Below are 19,083 nucleotides of genomic sequence, written 5' to 3'. Positions count from 1 at the left end.
GTTGTTATGCATCTAGTGAGGGCAGGTGTTACGGACATCACCATTGTTGATCCTGATAGATTTGAAAGTGCAAATCTAGGAAGACATATTTTAGGGGTGGATGATTTAGGTAAATATAAAACCCAAGCATTAAAAGAGCGAATCCAAAAAGATATGTCTCATATCACTATTACATCAATTCCACAATATATTCAGTATGAATGTATTAAGAATATTGGCTTGCTTGATGAAATGGATGTGGTGGTAATTACAACTGCTGATTGGAATTCAGAAGAGTTTATGTGGTTATTGCATCAAGTTAGGCAACCTAAGTGGGCTTTAATCCAAGCTTGGGCTGAGCCTCATGCAATTATAGGGCATGTGCTAATAACTAGACCAAATAGTATTGCAGATGGACGCTACTTGTTCGATGAGCATGGAAGCTTTTTACACCGACATTCAGAATGGAAGGATAATGGGGTCATCCCACTCCCTGGTTGTGGAGAAGCATTTCTCCCTGGTGGTCCTATTGGAATTAATACAATAGCGACAATAACAGCTCAATCTGTATTTGATGTGCTTACTGGAAAAGTAGAATCTGAGGCATGGGTTACTAGTATAGGTGATATTGAAAAGATACGTGAATTCAAAGGTACATACGTTGGACCAGATGTACCTGACGGTTGCAAGCAAATTGTCATTTCCAGAGAGTGGCCAAGGGTGTAGTGTACTAATGAGCTATGATCTAGCCTGGGAATGGCGATGGAAGATGCTTAATGTTGAATTGAAAGTGTCCACAAAAGTAAGAGACATATTCTTTGCTCATCAACAAAAATTAAAAGAAGATGAGAAAGGTGGGCAAATATTTATTGATACAAGTATGTCGGATGGTTTATGGCTTGCAGTAGCTACACCTCCACATAATACTGATCGATCTGGTCCAACATGGTTGGAACTAGATGCCAATAGGTGTAAGCAAGAAGCTATTGAGTATCAAAATCAAGGATTGGTTTTAGTAGGATACTGGCATACACATGCTGAGTTAACCCCTAATTTGTCCTCACAAGATATAAAAAGCTTTCGTGAATTTTCACGAAATAATATTAGTTCGTTACCAAACCCTTTAGCTGTAATTGTTGGTAATGGTAGTAATGGCGATACAATTAGAGCTTGGTCCTTTCAAGAAAATGGGATGATATTGGCTTCTTTAAAATAGAGCAATATCCGATCGAGTTTGAACTAATATAGTTAATGATAAGAAGCATAACCTTCAGTTCAATTTCTGTTTTCACAGAGATGACCTTATACATGAGATATACAATTGGTTATATTGATTGAATTAAAATTTATTTATTTCAAATACTTATTTTTGATTTAGGCTGACGCCATCATAAATTAATTGAAATTTTTTTAAACTAATTTAAGTCTTAAATATATGAACTAAAGATTACAGTAGTAATCTTTAGTTGTTCAAATTAATTTAGGTGCAAAATGGGTTCAACACTTTCTTTTTATCGGACTAAAGATGATGTTAGCAATGACTTCAACTCCCACCACCTCCTCATAAGTAAATTTACATTTATAATTCTGACAGCGACATGGGTTGTCGCTTAAGGCTGAAAATTAAAAAAATGGATTGGCTAAAATATACCTAAAAGATTATTTTTATTTAGTAAGAAATGGCTTGCAAAGCTAGGATATGGGGAATAGTCCACTTTGAACTTAAATAATTTAAAAAAAATGATGGTGGCGATAGATCAGAATCAGCCTGTAAATCTTATTCGTTTTAAGCGTTTGGTTGCACAATTAAATATTCCACATCGACTTGAAGCCTCAGATATACGTGGAATTAAAATTAAGGGCGATCTTTATCAGATTGAATATATTCACCCGACCATTGAAAAAGAGATTCAAAATTTAGTCAGCAACATGGGGCATGATCGGATGAGTGCTGCCAAACAGAATCGTAGTCATCAGCATAAAGTTATTGGTTCATATATTCTAATAAGACAATTGTCAGAACATCCACAAGTGGTTGTTTTTGAACAAGATGGTTGTTATCAAACGCCAGTAAGTTTGTCACGTTATGCGGTTATTGTGGAAAACCGTCAAGTCTTTTTAAATAGTGAAAAATTTAAAAAATTTTTAAAAAATCATACCCATGTGCCATGTGATCAACCTCTAGATTTTATCTTTGGTACAGGAAATGAAATTGCGAATTCTTTACATCAAAACTTTTTGAATCAGTATGAACATTTGTACTTATGTTTTGATTGTGATTATGGTGGACTCCAAATAGCAAAAAATTTATTTCAATTATTACCTAATAAAACAATAACTTTTGTGCAACCTTATGACATTCAAAAACGTTTGGAGCAAGTGGTACATGCTTTGAGTTCAGATGAGATTGAAAAGCTAGCCCATTTCGCAGTTGATGCGCCTATTTTTATTCGTCCTTTTGCACGACTGCTGTGTAGCACCCAACGCCGACTTGAACAAGAGAGTTTTTTATATGATCAATGATAGTTTGTCGCTATTACAGTTCACGTTAAAGCGGTTGGTCTTTGTGAACGCTGCCAAGCATGCTTATTCTGAATTGCTTCTAGATCAGCACTTAGCTATGTTTGGGCGAAATAATAATGGTAAAACGGCAAGCTTAGCTGCAACCAAATTGTTACTCTTTCCAGAAGTAAACTTTAGATACTGTTTCCAAAAATTCGGTTTTGAAGGAAAGGATGGACAGTATGATACTGAACAATCATTTCGCTTTTACTTTCCCACGCTTAAATCTTATATCGCACTTGAAGTTGAAAACCCAAGTGGCACATTTACCATGGTGTTGTTTCGTGCGCCAAGTAGTGAAAAAAGTCAAAACTATGCTTATCACCGTGCATTTATTCCACTTCCATATCAAGAAGTGCGCCATTTATTTTGGAATGAATTCGAACAAGATTTTGCGGAAAATTTAAGTACTGAAAGCCTGCTGAAATTTACTCAAAAGCAACGTGGCCTCATTATTCAAGAAGCGGCAAAACTCCGCCAAATGATTTTTGCACGTTTAGGTAGTCCAGATGCCCAATATTGTATTATTCCGTTAAAAAACAATAATGCAGATTCAATCAATGCTTTTAGAAAGGTCTATAATTTAGCGTTTTCGATGTCGAGTAATGTTTCAGATGTTCTTTCATCTGCGATCGCTGCCCTAATTGAAATGCAACGTGGTCGTGAGGAAGAAAAACTTGATCATGACTTAGAAGAAACCTATCAAAAATATTTACAACTGAATCAACAAAGCCAAACTTTAAAATTAAAACAAAATAATTTAGAACGCTTTAATCTTTTAGCCAGCGAATTTAAAGCCATTTATCAGGCAACATATGATTATTCAACACAACATCAAGCGATTGATTATTATGTCAACTTACAGCGAAATAAATTGAAACCCGAAAAAATTAAGCAGCAAAGTCAGCTGAATGAGTTTAATCTTCAACTGCGTGATTTAAAAAATAATATCGCCCAAATAAAAGAAACAGTCATTGGATTAGAGACAAATCTGAGAACACGCAATAAAGATGTGAATTTGACCAATAAAGACATAGAAAATGCGCAAAAAGTGCAATATGAATATCCACATGACATGTCTATTCATGAGATTAAAGCGGCACTTTATGCAGAAACTCAAGAATTGATGAAAGAACGAGAATTATTAAGAGATAGCACAAAAGTAGCAGAAGAATTTCAAAAGAAAAGAAAGTTATTGAATGAAAGACAACAACAATTGGAACAGCTTTCGACAGAGATTCAAAGCATAAAAAATCAAAAAGATGATGAATTATTGGTTAATCAAGTGACTGATCATAGTCGACAAATATTACATAGTTTGAACAGCAAATTAGTGAATATTCGACAAGCATTACCCGCGGAAGATCTTCACACTGTTGAGTCTTTCACTGCACTTTTTCAAATGACATCATCTTCACTCTCATTTAAAAATCAGTTGATTGCTATTCCATCCAAACAGTATCAACCTAAACAAGTATTACAGCAGTTGGAAGATGAGTTTTTAGCATTAAATGTAGATGTTGAAAATCTTGCACAGGATGTTAAATATTTGGAGCAGTTAATACGTAATGCACACAATCTGGAGTTCAACCAAGCCAACGAGTTAAAGCTCAGCAATGATATTCAAAAAAATGAAAATGATATGCGTCTGTTGGATGCTTTAGCATCGAATACGCAGCGTGCAAAGGAATTCACCACAGAAATTAACAGTTTAAATGAACAAAAAGAAAAATATGTAGAGCAGTTGAATGCGTACGAAATTCAATTTGACGATCTACGCAATCTGCAAGGAAATTGCCAATCGATTTTGGATCAACTTACAGACCAACATGATAAGTTTAAAAAAATAGTCGACTTCTTGGGGCATGCCTCGCAAATGTATGCGGTGCTACCTTCAACAGCAGCCGATCATCACGAATCACAACTCAATTCAACGGCTGTACACGACTTGTTTGAACAAGCGCATGGCTTAAGTGATTTGGCTAAACAATTAAAAGATAAATATAACCAGTTTGTCTTCAAATTTACCCAATTTTCCAATGAAGTACCCACGGCCGATATCGATTTAAATCGTGTATACATTCAACTCGATGAATTGGAACAAAGTTTTGAAATTTATCAAAATATGTTCGCAAATTTAGATTTAGAACATCAGCAATTTAAACATGCTGTACTTGGGCATAACGAAGAAATACGATCACAAGTGAATGAAATTAATGAGGCACAAGATCAACTGCATCGTGTTGTCGCCATGATTAACCAAAAAATTAATCATCATCAAATTTCCAATTTAACTGAAATTCGATTACAACTAGACACCGTTTCTGATTTCGATGCTTTAAAAAACACCTTAGAAAAACATAATATTTCGGGTGAAACATTAGCAGAGGAATCATTCTACTTATCGTTAATCGCTTTCTTTAATAAGCATCAAGACAAAGGTCGTTTGAAAATGGCCAATCTCATCGAATCCATCCAGTATCGTTATAAAATTGATGGACAAGAAGTCGTTAAATCACAATCTGGTGGAACGACTACGACAATTACTTCTTTTGTATTGGCTGTGCTTTTAAAAGAAATTCAAGTGATTGGCACGTCTGTGCGCATTCCAATTATTGTCGATGAAATATCAGCTTTAGATGCTGAAAATACGGCGTCTACTATTCAACAGATCGGAGAGCATGGTTTTTCAATCTTCTGTGCTACACCAGAATTGACGGCGTATTTGGTTTCAGAAGTGGGGCGCTATATTTACATTAATCAAAATGTAGCCAAGAACATTATGGAACCTGAGTGCCAGTGGAATATTATGCCGCACCATGTAAATCATTGGGGGACACATGAAGCTCAATCGTGACCTCATTATTAAAGCCATTATTGATGAAAAGAGTTATTTTTTAAGATTTATAGATTACATCAATGAGCATCATTCGGGTGGTGAGTTTCCTAAGAGCTTATATATTGATTTTTTTGAACGTCAAATTCGTAATCAAGCCAAACTTGACGCGACTAAAGCCAATCTCATTCAGCTCCTGAGCCTTGAATCCTTGATCGATAATCATATTTTTGCCGATTTTCCATCAACAGGACAATTGGTGCTCAATAAAACCGTACTTGATCTACTCAGTTTTCTAGACACGAAGCGTAGCCGGCAATTGGTGAATGCTCAGTTAGAAGACATGCGTAAACGTACCGTGGTTGTGGCACATGATATACAACATGCTGAAGTCGGTAGCCAAAGCTATAAAGAAAATGTACTGAGTTTTAAATTACTACTGAATGAAATTCACAGTAAGGTGCAAGAAAACTGTACCGTTTTACAAAGTCGATTGGAAAGTTTTGCGGAAGAATATCGACTCTTTGAATTGGGCGAAAGCCAATTGACCATTCAAGATCTATATACGCAAGTCAACCAACTCTTTTTACGCAATGTGAAACCTTTTTTAGATTTTACTTCAACCGATCAAATTTTAACGGTGCAGTCTTTTCATGAGGCGGTCACTTCAATCATCGATTTTTTTGAAGGGCAATGCGACATTGAATTGGCATATCAACTCAGTTATCGACTCACTGCAATAACATCCTACTATAAAGATATTCAATTAATCTCTGAGCATATTAGCCGTTATTTACATCAAATTGGGCAAGATCGCTCAAGTTATTTGGCAATTGAAAATGCCTTTTCTGAATTGATGAATGCTTTAGAACCACTACGACACGGCGGTGCTAAAAATATTAAGCTTAAACCAGATGCAGAGTTTTTTGAACATTTAACGGTATTCGATGGACTTGCCGACCATAAAAAGAAATATCAAGCGAAAATCAATTTGGAGCCAGAAAAAAGTCTATTTCCATTTGAATATTATTTAGAGCGTTTATATTCAAAGCCCTATAAAGAAACACAAGTTATTGAACGTGTAGCGCTACCCAAAACTATACGTTTAGAAGAAACACGTAAAAAAATGATAATGAATTTAGTCGCGAATTTATCTTTACCGAACCAAATTGATGATATTTATTTGTATACGCATGAGCAACTTCAACAGCATTTAAATGATTATACCCTCAAAGATATTTTGTTTGGTTTAGAGATGTTATTGCCTTTATTAAGAAGTGATTTCCAAGGACAACAACAAAGAGGGCGAGTTGAAGATCTACAGTATTATTTAGAATATTCTGTGCTTTCTTGGCATAAAAAAGAGGTGATGCATGGTTAGTCTACAAAAAAGTGAACAGATCTTTAATACTTTAATGAATGGTCGAATCATCAATCGCGAAATCATTGATAATGATGTTTTAGTTGCAAATCCATTATTTAATGAAATTATGGACAACCTAGAAGTGTATAAAAAACAATATGAAATGAGTGGTTTCAAGTTTTTACATTCAGGGGATTATGTCTATATTACTGAAGATGAAAAGAATAAAACCGACATTGCCATGAAGGCACAAATTCTACTGCTATTGATTGGCAAATATCTGAATAACAATAATTACAGCCTACAAAAAATTAAACATTTGAATGTTGGTCTAACACGTTCAGACATTTTAGGTGTTCAGGCGATGCCAGAGACCATTGAATTGTTAAATCGAGCAGGCATGGGGGATGATGTTTTTGTTCAAATCAAAAATATATTGGTCGAACGTCATATTTTATTAGAAAAAACCAGTTCTGAATCTTTTATTTTATCAGCAATTGGCGAAAAGTTTTTTGATGAATTACATCCATTGTATTTAGGTTAGATTGAATAGCCACCATTCTCCTAGACAAATTTCGTCTATTCTGTCACTGATACAGTAGAGCATTTATGTGTATCGTGGTAGCATTTATCAATGATTTTAAACCTTAATCATTCCACCTATAATTAAGTCAATTATTGAATCGCCATATTGCTTTAAACCATCAATATCACTCGGATTTGCAAGAAAACGTAAAGCACCATTCATGATCATGCCAATGATGTTATGCCCCGTATTTTCACAATCCAAATTGGCTCTAAAAAAACCAAGTTCAACACCGTGTTTTAAGTAATTGGCAGTTAAAATGCCGCCCATTTGCATAACACCTTGCACAAATTGAGTAAGTTCGGCATCGATTGAAGTCGCTTCAAGTAACAGCAACTTCAAAGAGAGAGGATTTTCTTGAGCAAACTGTCTTAAACGTTCAGAAATATGCTGACATTGCTCACGATACTCTTCGACATTCTTTACCGCCTGAGGTGTATTTTCACCAGAGAGAAGCGACATAATTTTTTGCATAGTATCAGAAATGACATGCTGCAAGCCCATAGTATATTGTCGAAAATATTGATGAAATTTGTCTAGGTTAAACCATTGTAAAAGAGCATACTAAAAACGATAATCGCCTCTATATTGATGTTGAATGCTCTTTTAGTAAAAGCTGTATATTGTCAAAATTTAATAGAGTTATAAGGGTAGTGGGGCAGTTTGGTGGTGGAAAAACTGTTATTTGATTAAAAAAACAACACTTAAACTATGTATCCTGGCGTGTATCCTAAATATTATGAAAAGTAATTAATTGATTAAAAACAAAAGGGTAGGTGGAGGTTTTCGTCCATGTGGGCCCTCCATATAAAACAACCACTTAGGTGTATTAATCCTAAGTGGTTTTTTAATGAGTTATTTTATTTAATAAAATTTAAGTGTTTGTTTTATTTGTATTAAATTATATCTACTCCAGCTGATAAATTAAAAACTAAAGTTTTACGATGAATTATGTGAATATGTTGTAAAAGATAAATGAAATATTTTGGATGTTTATACATCTATTGAGTTAATGTGTGATTTATCTTGAATTGACTTAAATCAAGTGCAAAATGGAAGGATATTTCTCTATAGCCCTATGTTGCTTAATTTTACTTGCTATTTATTTTTAACGAGTAATATTACAAAAATCAAAACTTGGTGATGATTCTGTCCCAATAAAAATCAATAAGAGAAAACCCAGAGAGTTCGGCCGGGTCTTCTTGCAGCATTAGCTATAAAGTTTTATATAAATTTCAATACATTGCTGTAATTCACTTAGCATTGACCATTTTAAAGGTGGCTATCGCACGTTGGCGTGACATTTTTAAATCAATGATAGGGTGCGGGTAGTCTAAATTGGAATCTGTAATATAAGCATAAGGCTCATGAATCTGTTTAGCATTACAACGGGCCAGTTCTGGCACCCAGCGTCGAATATAATCGCCTTGAGCATCAAATTTTTGTGATTGGCTGATTGGATTAAATACTCGAAAATAAGGCACAGAATCTGTACCTGTCGAAGCAGACCATTGCCAACCCCCGTTATTGGCAGCAAAGTCGCCATCGACGAGTTGTTGCATAAACCATGCTTCACCTTCACGCCAATCAATCAATAAATTTTTGGCTAAAAACATGGCGCAAATCATACGAACACGATTATGCATCCAGCCTGTGGCTAACATTTGGCGCATTCCAGCATCCACAATAGGAATACCAGTCTGGCCGTATTTCCAAGCATTTAGTGATGCGTCATCTTGTAACCATGGAATATTTTGAGTACTACGTTTAAACGGAAGATGCTTAGATACATGCGGAAAATCCGCCATAACATGTTGATAAAACTCACGCCACAATAATTCATTTAGCCAAAATTGCTGGCCTGAGTTTTCAATATAAAAGTGGCCTTGTTGAGCATTAAATAATGCCTCTAAACATTGCCGAATAGATAGAATCCCAATATTTAAGTAGACTGAAAGCTGGCTAGTTCCTTCAATTGCAGGAAAGTCGCGGGTTTGATCATATTGCACTAAATTTGAATCTATAAAATGCATTAAGTGATCGAGAGCAACTTGCTCTCCCACAGGCCAAAGCTGTTGCTTTTCTGCTGGTATTGCTTCAAACCCCAATTGTTGAAGGCTAGGTATAAGGTTGTCGATTTTTTCATTATTAAACACCATTTGCTGTGCTTCAATAGCAGGGAGAGCTTGTGGCACGCAAATATTTAGTTGCTCTATACAGTTCTTTTTGAAGGCACTAAATACTTGATAGGGTTGGTTTGATTTGTTGCGAATCGTATGTAAAGGAAAGATTGTTCGATCTGTATATTGCTCAAATTGACAATCCATTTTTGACACTTGAGTTGCAACAGATAGATCACGTTGCTTTTCATTCCAGCCATTTTCAATATTGCAATGTATGGTTTTAATTTGAAAGCGTTGGCAGAGCTGTTTGAGTGCGGCTGGAATATCTTGCCAGAGTGGCACGGTTTGAATATGTAGAGGAATATTTAATCCACATAAGGATTTTTTTAATTCGGCTAACTGACGTAAATAAAAATCAATTTTAATAGTCGCATCTTGATGAAGTTTCCATTGATCTGGACTTAAGATTACAACAGCCATACAGGGGCCATTTTGTTGTGCAAAATATAAAGCACTGTGATCTTGAATGCGGAGGTCATTACGAAACCATACCAATTGCATCATATTTAATTTCTCTGCCTAAACTAAAATGAGGGTAGTTAAAATATGTGCTTTGCAAATCCTAGTGGAGTGATGCTACATATTGTGCGCGAAGGTATTGGTAAATATACAAGCTACTTTAAAATTGTGTAGAAAATTTCGTGAACAATTGTTTAAATTTGATAAATTAAGCAGTTACAAGCTAGATTTTGCTATGATCAGTCTTTAACATGCTAAACAACCTAGTGCATTTAAATGAGTGAGCTCACTTCTCGCTAGGACAGAAAAATGAAGGATTTTATAATGAAGTTGAAAACAGCCTTATTTGTATTGGTTTCTGTTGTTTCAGTTGCAGCGCTTACGGCTTGTGGTAAAAAAGAAGCAGCGCAAGAGACTGCTCCAGCCCCAGCAACAACAGCAGAAGCTTCAGCAGCTGAAACCCCTGTAACGAATATTGAAGTTAGCCCAGATATGATTGATGCTGCACCATTAGAAGGTCAAGCAACATCGGAAGCAACAGCAAAATAAGCACGAACGGCTTTGTGAATACATCTTATGTTAAGCGATTTCGCGAACAGTACTTAAAATTACAAAGCCGTTTATTCAAGTTGAAAAAAGTCTTATTTTAAAGGCGATAGCTGATTAATTTCATTTACAACGTGTATCGAATTGATGAAAGCAATTAGAATCAGTTGTGATTGTTCAATATGGCAGTTTAAAGCTAAAAACTAGCATGTTGCATCGGCTTGAAAGAACTGGATTAACTTGCAGTCTTATTGAGCCATAATGCAGATTTTTCATGGATATTCCATGAAGCCCAATCATGTGAATCAATGCGAATCACCATGAGTGCATCTTTGGCATAAATGTGTGACAGCAGTTGGTCTCGAATTTCCTCAGAGCTCAGCTCACTCAGTAAAATCCAAGTGTCTTTGAGGGGGGTAATAGGTTTGATACTACTCAATTGAATAATTTTTTTCTCGAGATCATCATATTCTCGTTTTGATCTTGCTTCTAAGCTTATTAAATAAGTGGTCATGTTGAGTCTCATTGTATATAGAGATATTTTTTTGTTGCAAGAGTTTTTACTAAATAACACTTTGTTTTAAAATAAAGTTTTTGAAATATATAATCATTATCCATATAGAGTTCATCATAAATATTTTGTTGAAAATATTCAATAGTTTTGTTAACCCGTTCACTGTTTTTGGATGTTCTGCCAAAATCTGTATTATTTGTAATATTCTGATGAATGGAATTTGACAGGCTTAAAAAATATGATAATAAATAGGTATGGTTTTAACCTTATGGTGAAAACCGAAGCATTTCAGGATGAAATTGCTTAGAAGCGTTTTATAAAATTAAACGGGAGTTTTAACAACATGCTTCATTTATTTAGAAAACTATTTTGTATGCACATTTATGAATATGAGCAAATGGAAGAAATCGGTACGCACAAGGAATGTCGCAAGTGCGGTGATACTAAATAATAAAAAAGTGAGCGAAAGCTCACTTTTTTATGGTTGATGTTTTATCGTGTGTACTGTTGACAGGGTGATTTCATATTACAATGTGCACCTACTTAAGATATGAATACGCACATGGCAAAAGATTTTCAATCAGATACTTACGTAGTCGATGATCAATTACAGGATACTTTGACTTGGTTATGTCATCATCAAGAGAGTTTTGATTCTTTTCGCTACGATGCCATTGATGCTGAATTGGTGGTGTTTCATGCCAATGGACAAGATGTTATTAAAGAAGGTGATTATTTGAATGCACGTTATGGAATTTTAATTACTGCACATAATTTTGCAAAATAACTAGCTGTCTTATAAATAAAAAAGCCCAAATTGAATTGGGCTTTTTCAATTTTTGGCCTTAGCTTGCCATCGCGTCAACTGAAAGTTCTGCAACGGTTGCTTTTGCTTTTTCAGCCGTTAAACCGAGTTTTGCAAAGAGTTGTTTATCTTTACCTTCACCCGCATTTGGTGTGGTTAGTAATTTTTCACCAGAAAATAGGGAGTTAGCACCAGCCATAAATGCTAATGCTTGGTCTGAATCGGTGAGGGACTCACGGCCAGCAGATAAGCGAATGTAGCTTTTAGGCATAATAATTCGCGCTACAGCAATGGTGCGGATCCACTCAGTCACATCAAGCTTTTCAACATCTGCCAGCGGTGTCCCGTCAATAGGAACAAGCATGTTAATTGGTACTGATTCAGGATGAATGGCTAAGGTTGCCAACTCCTGTAATAAACCAATACGGTCATTGCGGTTTTCACCTAAGCCGACAATACCGCCACTGCAAACTTTCATGCCAGCACCACGGACATATTCCAAGGTGTTTAGGCGATCATCAAAAGTACGAGTACTGATAATGTGAGAGTAATATTCGCGTGAAGTGTCAAGGTTATGGTTGTAATAGTCCAAACCTGCATCTTTTAAACGTACGGCTTGAGATTCATTCAACATGCCAAGCGTCATGCAGGTTTCTAGGCCTAATGCTTTTACTTCACGTACCATTTCCAAAACATAAGGCATGTCGCGCTCATGTGGATTACGCCATGCAGCGCCCATACAAAAGCGTGAAGAGCCTGATGCTAGGGCTTCTTTCGCTTCGGAAATGACTTTATCAACCGCAATACGTTTTTCGGCCTCTAGGTTAGAGTCATAATGTGCAGACTGTGAACAGTATTTGCAATCTTCGGGGCATTTACCTGTTTTAATGGAAAGGAGTGTACTGACTTGAATGGTATTGGCATTAAAGTTTTCACGATGTACACGTTGAGCTTCAAAAACTAAATCTAAAAAAGGCTGCTCATATAAAGCCTGAATCTCATTTCGAGTCCAGTCATTACGTAAAGTCATGTGGAGTCCATCATCATTGTATTTTACTTGGTATTTACTATACAGAAAGCGTGCCAAGGCAAAAGGCAATAACTGTCAACTTTGATAGTATCTCTCGATTAAATTACAAAATGTATGGAAATATAAGATTGTATAATTACTTACAAAGTTGCTGAGATTTACAGTAAATTGCTCACAAAGTTTTTTTATAGCTTTTTAATTTTGTAAGGAATGAGTCGGTTCGGTTTTGAAATATTGCAAACTTAACAGCAAACTGGTTGAGCTTAATTTGCTGTAAATCACTTAAAAAATATCACGATTTTGACTGTTGTTCGGCAATTGCCCAGTCGATGTGGACTTGCACAATTTCATCATGCAATGCGCGGTTCTGCTGTAAAGCATGCAGGATTTCTACAGAATAATCTGCATTGCCTAAGCCAATCGCAATATTACGCATAAAGCTTTGGTAGCCTGTACGACGGATTGGACTACCTTCAGTACAATTTAAAAATGTTGTTTCATCCCACTGCCAAAGATCCAATAATGAAACCTGATCTAAACCGTGGCGCGGGTTAAAGTCCTCTATCGAGGTCTTCTTGGCAAAACTATTCCACGGGCAAATGAGCTGACAGTCATCACAGCCAAACACTCGATTACCTATGCCTCTACGCAGTTCTTCTGGAATGATGCCCTTATATTCAATAGTTAAATAGGCAATGCATTTACGTGCATCCAGCATGTAGGGTTCAACAATCGCCTGAGTTGGACAGATATCGATGCAAGCGCTGCACGAACCGCAATGTTTTTCTGCAGGACTATCAAATGGCAAGTCCAAAGACGTGAATAGCTCGCCAAGCACAAAGAAAGAGCCTGATTTCTTATGAATCAGTAAGGTATGTTTACCCGTCCAGCCCATGCCAGCATTTTCTGCTAAGGATTTTTCAAAAACGGGCGCAGAATCGGCAAAGGGGCGTGATTCAAAATCACCCACTTTTTCGCGAATAACTGTGGCTAATGTTTTGAGGCGTCCACGCATGGTTTTATGGTAGTCGCGACCACGTGCATAGCGGGCAATGATGGCAGCATTGGGTTCATGTGGCACATAACGGGGCTTTGGTGTTTCAACTAAATAGTCCATACGCACACAAATGATGCTTTTTGTACCTGGGATGAGCAAAGTTGGGTCGGCACGTTTTTCTAAATTTTCTTCCAAAAATTTCATGTCCCCATGATAGCCACGTTTTAAATATTCTTTAAATCGGGGTAATTCTGCTTGAGCATCTGGTTTGGCAATGACACAATCTGAAAAACCCAAAGCCAAAGCTTGAGCTTTAATCCATGCTTTTAGTGTTGTTGGATCATCTTGATTGAGCTGAATTTTTGATTGAGCGGAAGTTGCCATAAACCATTTGGAAGGAAGAAGAATGCAACAGCAAGTTTACCATAGCCACGCTATTCAAGCATGGGAGCAACGTTGGTTTGGCCAGCAAAACAGCGCTTATGGCTTAATGAAACAAGTTGCATGGATGACCGCACAGCGTTTAATTTCATGGTTCGATTTGCAGTTTGAGTCTCGCAATAAAGCAACAGTAGCCATGTGCTGTGGTCAGGGAAATAATGCAGGTGATGGCTATTTAATTGCAAAATATTTGTTTCAAGCGGGTTTTAGGGTAGATGTTTATACAGCGCCTTTGGGTATGTCTAAAGATTTACATGCTGCAGAACAAGAAGCGAGAGAGTCGGGTTTGCGTATTATTTCAGGCTTCGATTTTCAACAAAATTACGATGTTTATGTGGATGCCTTATTTGGTATTGGTCTGAACCGACAGTTAAATGCAGAATGGCAACAGATTATTCAACGCGTTAATGCGCAATATGGACTAAAAATTTCGATTGATATTCCAAGTGGCTTGCAAGCGGACAGCGGGCAGCCTTTGCCTTGTGCTATTAAAGCTGACTATACATTTACAGCGCTAGGATTAAAAGCGGGCTTATTTACAGGACAAGGAAAAGAATATGCAGGTGCTGTAGAGGTTATTCCTGCCTTACCAGTTGATGATGCGCTTGAAGCAATCGCATATCTTTCGCCTTTAACGATCAAACTCCCACAGCGCAAGGCATTTGGGCATAAAGGCAGTTATGGGCATGTACTGGTGGTGGGTGGCCATGCAGATATGGGGGGCGCAGTGATCATGGCGGCTGAAGCTGCATTCCATGCTGGTGCAGGTAAAGTCACCGCTGTATGTGATGCTAAACATCATACTGCAATATTAGCGCGTGCTCCGAATATTATGCTTCGGGATATGAATGCCTTATCAACTTCCGATGTGCAGGCTTTAATTGCCCATGTCGATGCTGTGTGTTTTGGTATGGGGCTAGGGCGAGATGACTGGTCAAAACAGCAATTTGAGCGCTGGTTTCCATTGATTCAGCAGTCTACATTAGAAATTGTATTAGATGCAGATGCCTTATGGTTTTTGGCTGAGTCACCTGTACAGTTAAATAAGCATAGTTATTGCACACCACATTCGGGGGAAGCGGCTAAGCTTCTTAATATGAGCGTGGCAGCGATAGAATCCGACCGCATTCAGGCCATCCATCAGCTACAGAAAAAATATGCAGGGCAATGGGTGCTGAAAGGTGCAGGCAGCTTGATTTTACAAGAACAGCTCTGGATTTGTACTGCAGGCAATGCGGGTATGGGCACGGGTGGTATGGGCGATGTGCTAGCTGGCATGATGGCCAGTTTAAAAGCTCAATTTTATGAGGAGATTCATTTGCATGAAATTGTGACTTTACATGCATTGGCTGGGGATGATTTGGCACATAAAGGTATGCGTGGTTTGCAAGCACAGGATATGGTGCAAGCTGTGTATCGTGTTGTGAATGGACATACATTGCCATGAATAGAAAAGCACTCAAATTATGCATTCATGGTCAAGTACAAGGCGTAGGCTATCGGCGCTGGTTCGAACAGCAGGCGATTACCTTAAATTTAAAAGGCTATGTAAAAAATCTAAGTTCAGGTGATGTTGAAGCGGTTATTGTAGGCTCTGAGTTAGATATTTCTAAAATGCTTGTGCTGTGTGAAAGTGGCCCTATACGAGCAGTTGTTACAGCTATTGAAAGCACAGCTATAGCTTTTGATGAAGCAGAATTTGCAAACTTTAAAATGCGACGTTAACAGTTGTAGTGCAGTATAAAACACTACAACTTTTCTGTTTTAGAAGATGAATTAGCGACGTCTTGAACTATAACGGCTACGACCACGTGCCATACCACCTAAAGCATTTAGCACTGCCATTTTGCTCATACTGCCAGATGCATGTGCATGACAAATGGCTGCAGCTAAAGCATCGGCAGCATCTTGTTGTGGCTTAATATCTAAGTTCAGTAACTTCATGACCATCATTTGTACTTGTTCTTTATCAGCAGCGCCGTAACCGACCACAGATTGTTTGATTTGGCGGGCTGTATATTCTGCAACTTTTAAATCTAAATTGGTTAAAGCGGCAATGGCAGCACCACGAGCTTGCCCAAGTTTTAAGGCAGAATCTGGGTTTTGTGCCATAAAGACTTGTTCGACAGCGGCTTCGGTTGGACCATGAAATTTGACAATACGGTCAATGCCAGCAAAGATACGTTTTAGGCGCTCAGGCATTTCAGTGGTTTCAGTGCGAATCGTTCCAGCATCAACAAACGTCAGTTTTGAGCCTTCATGTTCGATGATCCCGTAACCAGTAAGACGAGAACCAGGGTCGATACCAATAATTAATGGCATATTTGCCCTTTAAAAATAAAAATATGCCCATATTGTTACATAAGCGGATCAAAAAAGCTTGATAGTGATTAAGCACTTGATTGATGCACTTTATTTATTTAATTGAGATTTGATTAATTTTCATGAAATTATTTCTGATTGTACTTATTGGCTTAATCCTAGAAGTCTTTGTTTGGATCGGCGTGGGTGACCTTGTCGGCAGTATGTGGTATGTATTCTTCTGGTTTGTTGCTGCATTTTTTATTGGTATGAATATGATCCGCAAATACTCTGCGGGCCTAATGCCTCAAATGCAACAAATGCAGGCTGGTCAAATGAGTGCAGATCCAGCACTTTCAGGTAATCTTCCTAAAATTATTGCAGGCTTTTTGCTTCTAATCCCAGGTCTTATTACAGATGTATTGGCACTGTTAATTTTAATTCCACCTGTACAAAATGCCTTAAAAGCCACCATGATGAATGTGATGATGAAACGTCAACAAGCCATGATGGAAAAAATGATGGGTGGCATGATGGGCGGTGACATGGGAGGCATGGGTGGTACTCAAGGTCAAAACCCATTTGCAGACATGATGCGTCAAATGCAAGACATGCAAAACCAGCAAGCAGGGCGCGACTCTAGCATTATTGATGGTGAAGCACGTGAAGTGACACCAGATGCTAAGAAAATCGAAATGAAAGATGTGAACCCTAAATAGAACTTAAAACATCGCTATGATTAAGCTGGACATTGCTCCGGCTTTTTTTATGCAGTATTCGGTAGATAGCAACAAATTATTTGAACTATCGATATAATAATGCAGTTTTTAATATGATGTAAAAATGAAATGTCTTTGCTCTTCACGATTTGTTTGTTGCACTTTGTTGCGCAGCTCAGTCCAGGTCCCGACGTACTTTTAATTGCGAAAAGCGCAGCATCTACTACACGTGCAAATACACTTAAAATTATTGCAGGTATTTCCGTTGGTATTGTTGCATGGGTAGTGTTAACACTTTCTGGTTTTACAGTACTCGTGGAGCAATTTCCTTGGATTCAACAGGTATTAATGTTGGTCGGTGGACTGTTCTTGGCGAAAATGGGCTGGGCGATGTTCAATGGAGGCTTAAAAAGCTTGAAGAAAGTCGCAAGCTTAGAATCAGACAATGAATCAGAAGCCACTAAAAACTACTTCATGCTGGGACTGTTGACCAATTTATCTAATCCTAAAACACTGATTTATTTTAGTAGTGTATTTTCTTTGGCCTTAAGTTCTTCTGCGGGTACAGGGCTCAAAACACAATTGGCAATCATTATTCCAATACAAACATTTTTGGTTTTTAGCTTGCTGATGTTGATCCTGTCTATGCCAAAGATCAAAAGCTTATATCAGCGATCTGGAGCTTATATTGATGTCATTTCAGGTCTGCTTTTTTTAGGCTTTGCGATATGGCTGTGGCTTGATGCGTTAAAACTTGTTTGATACCTCTAAGTGGCTTGTAGCCTAAATTGTATGTTTATTTTGGTAAAGACAGTTATTCGTCAGGGGATGTTTTTGGTGTTTAGACAGGACGATGTGTCCACTACAGAAAATGCTAGTGTCGAATTTGATCATTCACGGAACTATTTTGTCGAAACCTTTGCTAGTTGAGCTACATGCGTATTGCTTTCCTTAACCACAGTTTCGTTCGTGATGGTTTCATGTGACGGTATTTCAGTTGTTAAAGACGCCTGATAACGATTGGGTTGTAATGTTGTCTCAGTGTTTTCAGAGCCCTTATAGCTACGACTCCGATTTGCACGCTCTCGTAAACCACCTTTTTTAATTAGCTGAACCATAGTCATTCCTCATTAGCTTCTTTTATTTTAAGCTAAAACGAATCATAAAAAAGCAGAAGAAATATACGAATAAAGAAGGAGGCTATAGGGCCTCCCAAATGTATGGCTCATATCTAAAAATTAGCGCTTATCGTTTTGTTGTAGTACTTCAAAAAGTGATTGTTGTTTGGGTATTTCTTGATGGTCTTGTAAATAAACATGCACGACTTTAAAAACGATAGATACGACTAAGCAGGTCAGGATGCAAAAAATCCAAAAGCCATAAGGGCTACGAATATTATGAGAGCCACAAGATGAGCATTCTTTATCGCTTGAAGCTAGGGCTTTATTACAACAGCCACAGTGGTATTGATAGTGCATTGTATTTCTCCATTATTCTTTTCTACTGACCAACATTCTTGTTGTTATTGTCAATCATCAATCCGTGATGAATTTTTATCTTAATATCTAAAAAATCACTTGTACAAGTGAAAATCCGTTAGTTTTGCTCATTATCGTGTAAGTCATCACGACTATAGCGGTTAATATCTGTTTTTAATTGAATTAATAAATGCAACAAGACATGAACGCGTTGAGGAAATGTCATACGAAAAAAAGCCAGTCCTAAGACTGGCTTTTTTGCTTTAATCAGTGTGAATTACATA

Annotated in this window: 20 protein-coding genes; 12 read left to right on the top strand and 8 right to left on the bottom strand. The window is 37.2% G+C overall.

Features of this window, described 5'->3' with window-relative positions; all coding sequences use genetic code 11:
* The 6 genes from EXE29_RS16125 to EXE29_RS16100 all read left to right on the top strand — a co-directional run.
* Nucleotides 1-705 (top strand): ThiF family adenylyltransferase (locus EXE29_RS16125; protein ID WP_171406281.1); only part of this gene is annotated, 705 nt, incomplete at its 5' end.
* Between the two features lie 43 nt (nucleotides 706-748).
* Nucleotides 749-1,195, top strand: a complete 447-nt coding sequence (locus EXE29_RS16120; protein ID WP_228198832.1) for a Mov34/MPN/PAD-1 family protein — start codon at nucleotides 749-751, stop codon at nucleotides 1,193-1,195.
* A 500-nt stretch (nucleotides 1,196-1,695) separates the two neighbouring features.
* The gene (locus tag EXE29_RS16115) at nucleotides 1,696-2,502 is read left to right on the top strand and encodes a hypothetical protein (protein ID WP_130125673.1); all 807 of its coding nucleotides are present in this window, start codon (nucleotides 1,696-1,698) and stop codon (nucleotides 2,500-2,502) included.
* Nucleotides 2,492-5,398 carry an Mks condensin complex protein MksF gene (locus EXE29_RS16110; protein ID WP_120365033.1) on the top strand — a complete coding sequence of 969 codons (2,907 nt, stop codon included), beginning with the start codon at nucleotides 2,492-2,494 and terminating at the stop codon, nucleotides 5,396-5,398. The genes EXE29_RS16115 and EXE29_RS16110 overlap by 11 nt, the downstream gene beginning before the upstream one ends.
* A complete protein-coding gene (locus EXE29_RS16105) occupies nucleotides 5,382-6,758 on the top strand; it encodes a hypothetical protein (protein WP_120365032.1) in 1,377 nt (458 codons plus the stop codon). Before EXE29_RS16110 ends, EXE29_RS16105 begins: the two co-directional genes overlap by 17 nt.
* Nucleotides 6,751-7,284 carry a condensin complex protein MksE gene (locus EXE29_RS16100; RefSeq protein ID WP_106986646.1) on the top strand — a complete coding sequence of 178 codons (534 nt, stop codon included), beginning with the start codon at nucleotides 6,751-6,753 and terminating at the stop codon, nucleotides 7,282-7,284. The genes EXE29_RS16105 and EXE29_RS16100 overlap by 8 nt, the downstream gene beginning before the upstream one ends.
* Nucleotides 7,285-7,380: 96 nt before the next feature.
* On the opposite strand, the gene EXE29_RS16095 is transcribed toward EXE29_RS16100, so the two are convergent.
* Nucleotides 7,381-7,788 (bottom strand): hypothetical protein, encoded by a 408-nt coding sequence (locus EXE29_RS16095; protein WP_227865887.1) that lies wholly within the window; start codon nucleotides 7,786-7,788, stop codon nucleotides 7,381-7,383.
* A gap of 791 nt (nucleotides 7,789-8,579) precedes the next feature.
* Nucleotides 8,580-10,010, bottom strand: a complete 1,431-nt coding sequence (locus tag EXE29_RS16090; RefSeq protein WP_213072635.1) for a cryptochrome/photolyase family protein — start codon at nucleotides 10,008-10,010, stop codon at nucleotides 8,580-8,582.
* 282 nt (nucleotides 10,011-10,292) lie between these two features.
* On the opposite strand from EXE29_RS16090, the gene EXE29_RS16085 reads away from it, so the two are divergent.
* The gene (locus EXE29_RS16085) at nucleotides 10,293-10,517 is read left to right on the top strand and encodes a hypothetical protein (protein WP_228198831.1); all 225 of its coding nucleotides are present in this window, start codon (nucleotides 10,293-10,295) and stop codon (nucleotides 10,515-10,517) included.
* Nucleotides 10,518-10,749: 232 nt separating this feature from the next.
* On the opposite strand, the gene EXE29_RS16080 is transcribed toward EXE29_RS16085, so the two are convergent.
* Nucleotides 10,750-11,028 (bottom strand): hypothetical protein, encoded by a 279-nt coding sequence (locus tag EXE29_RS16080; protein ID WP_106986644.1) that lies wholly within the window; start codon nucleotides 11,026-11,028, stop codon nucleotides 10,750-10,752.
* A 562-nt stretch (nucleotides 11,029-11,590) separates the two neighbouring features.
* Between EXE29_RS16080 and EXE29_RS16075 the strand changes: the two genes are divergently transcribed.
* Nucleotides 11,591-11,815 carry a hypothetical protein gene (locus tag EXE29_RS16075; RefSeq protein WP_106986651.1) on the top strand — a complete coding sequence of 75 codons (225 nt, stop codon included), beginning with the start codon at nucleotides 11,591-11,593 and terminating at the stop codon, nucleotides 11,813-11,815.
* A gap of 58 nt (nucleotides 11,816-11,873) precedes the next feature.
* Here the strand turns inward: EXE29_RS16075 and bioB are convergent, their stop codons facing one another.
* A complete protein-coding gene (gene bioB / locus EXE29_RS16070) occupies nucleotides 11,874-12,863 on the bottom strand; it encodes a biotin synthase BioB (RefSeq protein ID WP_106986643.1) in 990 nt (329 codons plus the stop codon).
* Between the two features lie 292 nt (nucleotides 12,864-13,155).
* Entirely contained in the window at nucleotides 13,156-14,244 is a 1,089-nt protein-coding gene (queG, locus tag EXE29_RS16065) for a tRNA epoxyqueuosine(34) reductase QueG (RefSeq protein WP_120365030.1), read from the bottom strand.
* Between the two features lie 22 nt (nucleotides 14,245-14,266).
* Between queG and EXE29_RS16060 the strand changes: the two genes are divergently transcribed.
* Together EXE29_RS16060 and EXE29_RS16055 are read left to right on the top strand one after the other, a co-directional pair.
* Nucleotides 14,267-15,748 carry an NAD(P)H-hydrate dehydratase gene (locus tag EXE29_RS16060; RefSeq protein WP_120365029.1) on the top strand — a complete coding sequence of 494 codons (1,482 nt, stop codon included), beginning with the start codon at nucleotides 14,267-14,269 and terminating at the stop codon, nucleotides 15,746-15,748.
* Entirely contained in the window at nucleotides 15,745-16,026 is a 282-nt protein-coding gene (locus tag EXE29_RS16055) for an acylphosphatase (protein WP_120365028.1), read from the top strand. Before EXE29_RS16060 ends, EXE29_RS16055 begins: the two co-directional genes overlap by 4 nt.
* A 51-nt stretch (nucleotides 16,027-16,077) precedes the next feature.
* On the opposite strand, the gene ruvC is transcribed toward EXE29_RS16055, so the two are convergent.
* Entirely contained in the window at nucleotides 16,078-16,623 is a 546-nt protein-coding gene (gene ruvC, locus EXE29_RS16050) for a crossover junction endodeoxyribonuclease RuvC (protein ID WP_106986639.1), read from the bottom strand.
* 122 nt (nucleotides 16,624-16,745) lie between these two features.
* Between ruvC and EXE29_RS16045 the strand changes: the two genes are divergently transcribed.
* Together EXE29_RS16045 and EXE29_RS16040 are read left to right on the top strand one after the other, a co-directional pair.
* A complete protein-coding gene (locus EXE29_RS16045; RefSeq protein WP_120365027.1) occupies nucleotides 16,746-17,321 on the top strand; it encodes an FxsA family protein in 576 nt (191 codons plus the stop codon).
* Between the two features lie 129 nt (nucleotides 17,322-17,450).
* Entirely contained in the window at nucleotides 17,451-18,083 is a 633-nt protein-coding gene (locus tag EXE29_RS16040) for a LysE family transporter (protein ID WP_106986637.1), read from the top strand.
* Between the two features lie 140 nt (nucleotides 18,084-18,223).
* On the opposite strand, the gene EXE29_RS16035 is transcribed toward EXE29_RS16040, so the two are convergent.
* Complete coding sequence (locus EXE29_RS16035; RefSeq protein WP_106986636.1) at nucleotides 18,224-18,439, bottom strand: hypothetical protein; 216 nt, start codon at nucleotides 18,437-18,439, stop codon at nucleotides 18,224-18,226.
* A 120-nt stretch (nucleotides 18,440-18,559) separates the two neighbouring features.
* Entirely contained in the window at nucleotides 18,560-18,799 is a 240-nt protein-coding gene (locus EXE29_RS16030; RefSeq protein WP_106986635.1) for a hypothetical protein, read from the bottom strand.
* Between the last annotated feature and the right edge of the window lie 284 nt (nucleotides 18,800-19,083).

This window comes from Acinetobacter sp. WCHAc060006, assembly GCF_004209135.1.
GTDB lineage: Bacteria > Pseudomonadota > Gammaproteobacteria > Pseudomonadales > Moraxellaceae > Acinetobacter > Acinetobacter cumulans.
Note: the sequence above shows the minus strand (reverse complement) of the source record. Positions and strands in the feature narration are given on the sequence as shown.